5 protein-coding genes are annotated in these 6,603 nt (G+C 64.2%); all 5 read right to left on the minus strand.

Annotation, left to right across the window (positions count from 1 at the left end):
* Positions 1–59 precede the first annotated feature (59 nt).
* From NV401_RS18430 to NV401_RS18450, 5 genes are read right to left on the minus strand one after another with little or no spacing between them, the layout of a single operon-like run.
* Entirely contained in the window at positions 60–2,231 is a 2,172-nt protein-coding gene (locus NV401_RS18430; protein WP_261295925.1) for a ClpP-like prohead protease/major capsid protein fusion protein, read from the minus strand.
* A complete protein-coding gene (locus NV401_RS18435; protein WP_261295926.1) occupies positions 2,232–3,758 on the minus strand; it encodes a phage portal protein in 1,527 nt (508 codons plus the stop codon).
* A 2-nt stretch (positions 3,759–3,760) separates the two neighbouring features.
* Positions 3,761–3,976: a phage head-tail joining protein gene (locus tag NV401_RS18440; protein WP_261295927.1), complete on the minus strand. Its 216-nt coding sequence runs from the start codon at positions 3,974–3,976 to the stop codon at positions 3,761–3,763.
* A gap of 2 nt (positions 3,977–3,978) precedes the next feature.
* On the minus strand, positions 3,979–5,982 hold the full coding sequence (locus tag NV401_RS18445; RefSeq protein WP_261295928.1) for a phage terminase large subunit family protein: 2,004 nt from the start codon (positions 5,980–5,982) through the stop codon (positions 3,979–3,981).
* Positions 5,948–6,445 (minus strand): terminase, encoded by a 498-nt coding sequence (locus tag NV401_RS18450; protein WP_261295929.1) that lies wholly within the window; start codon positions 6,443–6,445, stop codon positions 5,948–5,950. Before NV401_RS18450 ends, NV401_RS18445 begins: the two co-directional genes overlap by 35 nt.
* Between the last annotated feature and the right edge of the window lie 158 nt (positions 6,446–6,603).

Here is a 6,603-nt window from a genome sequence, read left to right on the forward strand (position 1 = left end):
ATATCTCCAGAATGAGGCGGGCAGCCGACAGGCCGCCCTCCTGTCTCAGGTGCCGCCTGTTAGGCGCCGGGCTGCTTGTAGGCGGAGCGGTAGTTGACCGCGCCGGTGCCGTAGTCGTGGCGCACCTTCCATTCGACGCCATCGACGCGCCAGCCATCCTGGCTGTCGGTGAACGGCTCGGTCACGCCGTTCAGGAACACGACCTCGAGCGCCGGCGCCGTGTTCGGATCGGCGAAGCCGTAATAGGCCGTCCCGGTCAGGCGCTGCGTCGCGATGACGTCGCTCAGCAGTCCCTTCACGATGTTCGGCTTCTGCAGCTTGTTGACGGCGTCGGGATCGTATTCGCTGCCGTTGATCGTGATCGCGGCGCCGCGCAGGCTCCGCGGGACCAGCAGGCGATCGAGGCCGATCTCCAGATACTCGTTGCCGCTGATGTCCTTCTGCGCGCCCATGGCGGCATCCATGGCATCGAATGCTGCGACCGACGGCGCGGCGCCGACTGCGGCAAGGTTGCCGTGCGCGGCGTCGAACAGCGGGAGGCCGTCGTTCATCACCGGGTTGCTGTTGAGCAGCGCATAGACGTCGACTTCGATCGTCAGCTTGGCGGCGCGGCCGAGATCCACGGCCAGGCCGGAGAAGACGTCCATGTCATCATTGACGATCGCCTGCCGCGACAGGTTGATCATGTTGCCGACGGTCTTGGCGACGATCATCTCGCGCGCCAGGTCGGGGATCGGCTTGTTCTTGAACTCGCCGGCCTCGTTCACCGTATCGAGCGCGCCGAAGCTGCCGCGCAGATAGCGGGTATGCGGACGGAAGTCGGTCACCGTGCCGATACCGCAGAAGCGGGTCCACGTGTCCGGCGTGGTCGCATAGGCGGCCTGCAGGATGCGATGGATCGCGGTTTCGAACAGGACGGGGAAGTCGCTGGTCGTCTGCGTGATCACCGCGCCCTGCGACGTCATCGCCTGGCGGACGATGGTGTCGGGGTCGCGTATGCCGCGCGTGTTAGTGCCGCCGTTTTCGAGTGATTCGCGCGCCAGATCGACGTTGCGCATGCCGCGGAACTCGCCGGGATCGACCTTGATGGTCTCGCCCTTCATCGCCGCCGCTTTCTCGACGAGGTTGGCGACGCCCGCCTTGACGAGCAGCCAGTTGGTGGCGCCCTGGCGAAACTTGTCGCGCTGATCGACCGTCACGCGCGCCGGGCTGTTATGCCCGACGTTCACCGCGTCGCCATTCTCCGCCAGCTTGTCGAGGATCTTCTCACGGGCGGCCGCAAGCGTGGTGCCATCTGCGACCATGTCGTCGATGAAGTCGGCCGCCAAGCCGTGCTTGGTGCCGAGCGCGCGGATGCCCGCGGTACGGGTGCGCTCGGCGGAAACCGCATTCTGCACGTCGGTCGTGGTGAGGGCCGCGGCGGAAGTGTTGGCCGCTGCCGGGGTCAGAGCGAGCGCACCGGTTGCCGGCAGGGCATCCCGTGCGTCGAGTGCGATGGCGGACGCAGTGATCTTGTCGGTCTCGGTCTGCGTGCCGCCATCCTTCTGGAACGTGGCGATCGCGGCAACCAGCGCCGCGCGGGTCTTGTAGAGGTCCATGGTTTTCTCCTGTGGACGGTGAGGAGCGGACGCGGCCGCCTTGGGCTTGCCGATCATCGCCATTGCGGAGATGCGCGGGGTCTCCGGGGCCTTGCGGAACCCGAATGCGGTGACGTCGCAGGCCGCGGCGATGGACGCCTCGACGACTGACGTGACGAATTTCTGCTCGAGCGCCTGTTCGGACGTCAGCCACGTTTCGGCGTCGAGCATGGGGACCAGTTCGTCAGCCGTGAGGCCGGTCTGGCCGGAATAGATGCGAACGAGCTGGTCGCGGATGATGTCGAGCTTGTCCGCCGCGGCGCGCAGTTCGCGCGCATCGCCGATCGCGACATCCCAAGGGTTATGGATCATCATCAAGGCATTGTCGGCCATGATGATCTCTTCGCCGGCCATAGCGATAACCGACGCCATGGAAGCGGCGAGGCCGTCGATATGCATCGTGACCTTGCGGCCCGCGGCCTTCGCGCCGGCAAAGGCGTTGAAGATCGCCAGCCCCTCCATGACGTAGCCGCCGGGCGAGTTGATGTGGACGACGAGGTCATCGTCACCGCCAGCGATCAAGCCGAAAATGGTCTTGGCATCAAGGCCATCCCACTCGTCGCCGATAATGCCGTATAGAAGGATTTCGGTCATCTAAGCCCCCTGGGCTGGGCCGGCCGTAGCCGGATTAGCGGCTTCCGCCGGGTTGCCGACCGCCGTGACGCGGCGCGGATCGCAATCGAATATGAGGCCAAGCTCATCGAGCTTTTTGAAGTCGGAGATAGCTTCGGCGAGGAACGTGTCGGGGTCTTCGCCGCGCTCGCGTGCCCATTGAGAAATCGTTTTTCCGCCGGCCCGGATCGCATCGCGCGACGCCTTCACCTCTTCCGACGGGTTGATCATTTCGCGGCCGGGCGGGGTCCAGCGAACGGTGACCCCGGTCACATCCTCGCCGACAAATTCCAGCGCATCGATCATCCAGGCGCTCACTGCACCGCAGAACTGCGGAATGAACATCGTCCACTGCCAGGCGGAGAGTGACCGCTGATATTCGAGCCAGCCCATCCGGCCGGACGAGAAATTGACGTTGGACAGGTCCCCGGTCAGGGCCTCGTATGGAACACCGAGCCCTGCCGCGATCGCGCGAAGCGATACCTTTGTGTAATCAGCGTATCCGTCGACGCCGGGGGGGCTAGAGAAGTTCACTTCCTCACCTGGCCGGAGGTATTGGAAAGTCCCCGGCTCCACGAAATCGAGCGGCTCGCGATCATCGATCGCCTCATCAGACGCGATGCCCGGTATCGCGGCGCCGTCATCTTCACCGGTCACGACGCCGACGAATGCCGATGCGAGCTTCTGCCGCGTCAGCTGCGCGTCCTCAAAGTCCGCGAAGTCCTTCATGCGAAGCACAATCGGCGCAAGCCAGGTCGCGCCATGCTCCATTTCCGGCCTATCGGCACGAAAGACGTGGGCAACGTCTGTGGCTCGTACGAAGGTCGAGCCTAGCGAGCTGGGTCGGGCGCTCCCCGGATGACCACTATAGAGCCAGTACCCCTCGCGCGCGCCGATCGGGTTGAACTGTACCCCGTTCACCAAGAAGCCGCCATTCGACCCAGGTGCGGTGTCCAAAGGACCGTGTTTCGACGGATCAATATAATCTGGCTCGAGCACCTGAAGCTGCATAGGCAGCGGCAAGCCGTCCGAAGCGCGCCGCCAGCGCCGGCGCATGATCACCGCACCGCTCTCCACTATCGTTCGAGCAGCCTGTAGCTGGAGACCATAGAGATCGTGCCGGCCGCCGCTGTCGCAGGAGCTGGTATCGAAATGGGCACGCGCCTTGGCATTCAGCGCGTTGTCGATCTTCCCATCCCGATACACCTGAAAGGTGATCCCGGTGCCGACCATATTGTTGGCGATAGTTGCGACGCCGCGAGCGGCGAAGGGATTGTTGCGGACCAAGTCGCGAGCGATTCCGCGCAGCGCCGCCATGACCGCCGGAGATAGCTCACCGTTCGCATCGCGTTGCGTGCGCCGCCAGCCGGCAGCACGCCGCCCAAAAGTGGCGCCGTCGTATTCTGCCCGCGGCCCGCCGCGCGCGATGCGCTGACGAGGTGCCACCGGCTGGGGAGCTGGATCCGTGCCGCGACCGAAGAGCCGGTCAAGCAAGGTGTACCGCGCCACGCTCAGAGACCGCTACGATAGTAGGGCACGCGACGACGCACCAAACCGTTGGTCGCTTGCGCCTGCATACGCAGCTCGGCATCCACGACCTTAATTGCCGCCAGAACATGGTCGAGCGACTGATATTCGGTGCGGCGGCCATCCGCGAACGTGACGGAGCGGACGCCGGACGACACCGCCGCCTGCAGTTTTTCGAGGTCGGTAACGGACCAAGCCATGCCTACCTCCTGTTGCTAGTGAATGGGTTCGCCTTGCGCGGCTTCGAGGCACGCTTGGCAGGGTTGGTATGTTCGCTGGCCTGTGGTGCCGGCGCCGGCCGACCGTCAGGCATAGGTTTCGTCACCGATTGCGCGGGCGGCCCGGGTAGGGCGAACTCGCCGCGCGCCTTTTGCCAATCTGTCTCGCGCCAGCGATCGACACCCAAGGAAAATGCCACCGCTCGCGCGTAGACTGCGTTGTCCAACGCCTCGTTGCGATCGCGAACCTTGTGCCATTCGCGCCGGAAACCGCCGCTGCGCAGGCGTATGATCCTGAGCTCTTCGGCAACGAGCTGCTTGACCCACTCGTCCGATGTGCCGTCCGGCAGAAAGACGTAGCCGTGGGGATAATCCTCGCCGTCGACCGGCCTTTCCTTCTCGAGGTCGCCGAACAGCTCAAGCTTCGCCATAGACGTGCCGATGTTCCAGAGCCGGACACCCTTCTTCAGTTTCCGGCCGTTTACAGTCACATCCTGCCAGCTCGGCGCCCCGATAAGCTGGTTGTTGGCGATCGCATGGCGGCCTTTCACCGCCATCACGAAGCCTGGATGGCGCCGCGCCCACCCGTAGACCTCCATCGTATTCTCGCCGTCGCCGGAATCGATGGCGACGCGCGCGAGGCGCATCGCCCTGCCGTCTTCGGTCGTCCAAGTGCGGGCGACCTGCTGATCAAGCTTCTTCCAGGTCGCCTTGTCCGAAATAGACCCGAACACCTCGACCCGCTCAACGAACTCTCGGCGCTGGTTAGGGCCGAACGCCCATATATCCATGTCGATGCGGCCGCCGCCGCCGCGCTGGACGTCTGCGGCGCCGATCAGCAAACCGGCTTTTGCCGACGGAATGCCAAGCAGCATCGCCTTCTCCCGGCGATCGTAAAGGCGCTGCCATTCCGGCGCTTCGCCGCGCTCGGCCCAAGCCTCGCCCAACACCTGATTGACGAACGTCCGCAGAAGGTTCGGATCCTTCCGCACCTCCATGAACTCGCGCGCAATTTCCAGCCAAGCCGCACCAGGATGCTGGCTGTATGCTGCCCAGATATGAAACGAACGATGCCGCGGGAACGCGACCGGGTTATGAGCTCGCCACTCGCCTTGCTCATCCATCCAAGGCTTCTCAGCCTCGTCGATCTCGCAGCCCGTCTCGCACTGATACCAAGCACGGGTCGGATGCTCTTTCGGTGCCCACCGTATCCCGGCGCCAGTCCCATCGCCGAACACCAGCTGCTGAACGTGGCCGCAGTGCGGGCACGGGACGTACCGGAATTCCTGGCTGCCCTGCTCGAACATGAGGTCGATGCGGCTGAAGCCTTTGACCTTGGGTGTAGAGCCGGCCGCGCTGAAGCGACGCGGAGAAGTCAGGTTGCGCTTATAGGCTAGGCGCGCCGGGTCTCCTTCCTCCTTCGACGCCCAAGGATAGCCATCACATTCCTCGAGAAACACGTCGTCAGCGGTGACGCGCCGGAATTCCTTCGGGCTGTTCGCGCCCTTGATCTGAATCCAGCCGCCCTTGTAGCGCTTGGCCCGGATCTGATTGTCGGCATGCCGTGGCTTGAACGTCGCGACCGACCGGACGACGGGCCATTGCAGCACCGGGTCGAGATCGTCGCGGCTGAACTTCTCTGCGTCGTCGATCGTAGGCTGGTAGATCAGTGTGCGAGCAGGATCGAACTTGATCCGCCAGGCGACGAAGCACTGAAGAATCGTGGAGTAGCCGATGCGGCTGCTCTTCCTGACCGATAGCTGCGAAGTCTCAGGGTCCGTAAAGGCGTCGGCAATGTCGGCCTGGAATGGAAAGGGCCTGATGCGCGCGCCGTCGTCCGACCGCGCATGCTCTGCCATGAACTTCGACAGCGGCGGCCGCTCGCGCGGCTTGCATGCTGCCAGCCATCCTCGTGCCAGCGAAACGCCGTGCGCGCCCGGTGCGCGATACGGCTCAGGTTCCTCCTTCTTCTTCGGGCTCGCCCTCATCCAAGCCCCCGCCGCGTGCCTCTTCGATCCGCGCCATGCTCAAGTCGGTGAGGACGTTGTTGATCTCCGCGTCGATGCGCGCGCGCAGTTTCGTATCGCCCTTGGAGACCCTGGCTCCGACCTGCTGCAGCTGGGCGACGATCATGACGATCACGCCCGCACCAGCGGCGACCATGTCCGGTAGAGAAGCAAGTTCCTTGCGGCGCTCCGCGTTGTCCATCGCCTTGGCGTCTGCCTGCTCTTTGGCGAGCCGCGCTTGCTGCTGTTCCTTATCAAGCGCGTCCGGATCAGCGTTGGGATCGACGCCGTACTTCATCTGCGCCCAAGCTTCGATGTTCTCGAAGAGTGACGCGCCGTCCGCCGGCAGGTCTCCCTTCGACCGTAGTTCACCGATCCAGCGACTTGACCAGCCGAAGATGGATGCCAGCTGGGGCCGGGTAGGCTCGTCGAGGTTGATTTCCATCCACTTCCTCGCTGCCTCGGTCAAAAACCGGAGAACTCCGCCAAAAACCAGGCCATGGAGGAAGAACCATAGGCAATCTCGCGCCTAGAAATCATCTGCGCCTTTGCCCCCCGTATAGCGTGCTAGTCTCAGGGGGAACCACGGGCCGCCCCCCCCCC

The organism is Sphingomonas hylomeconis (assembly GCF_025370105.1).
In the GTDB taxonomy this organism is placed as follows: Bacteria; Pseudomonadota; Alphaproteobacteria; order Sphingomonadales; family Sphingomonadaceae; genus Sphingomonas; species Sphingomonas hylomeconis.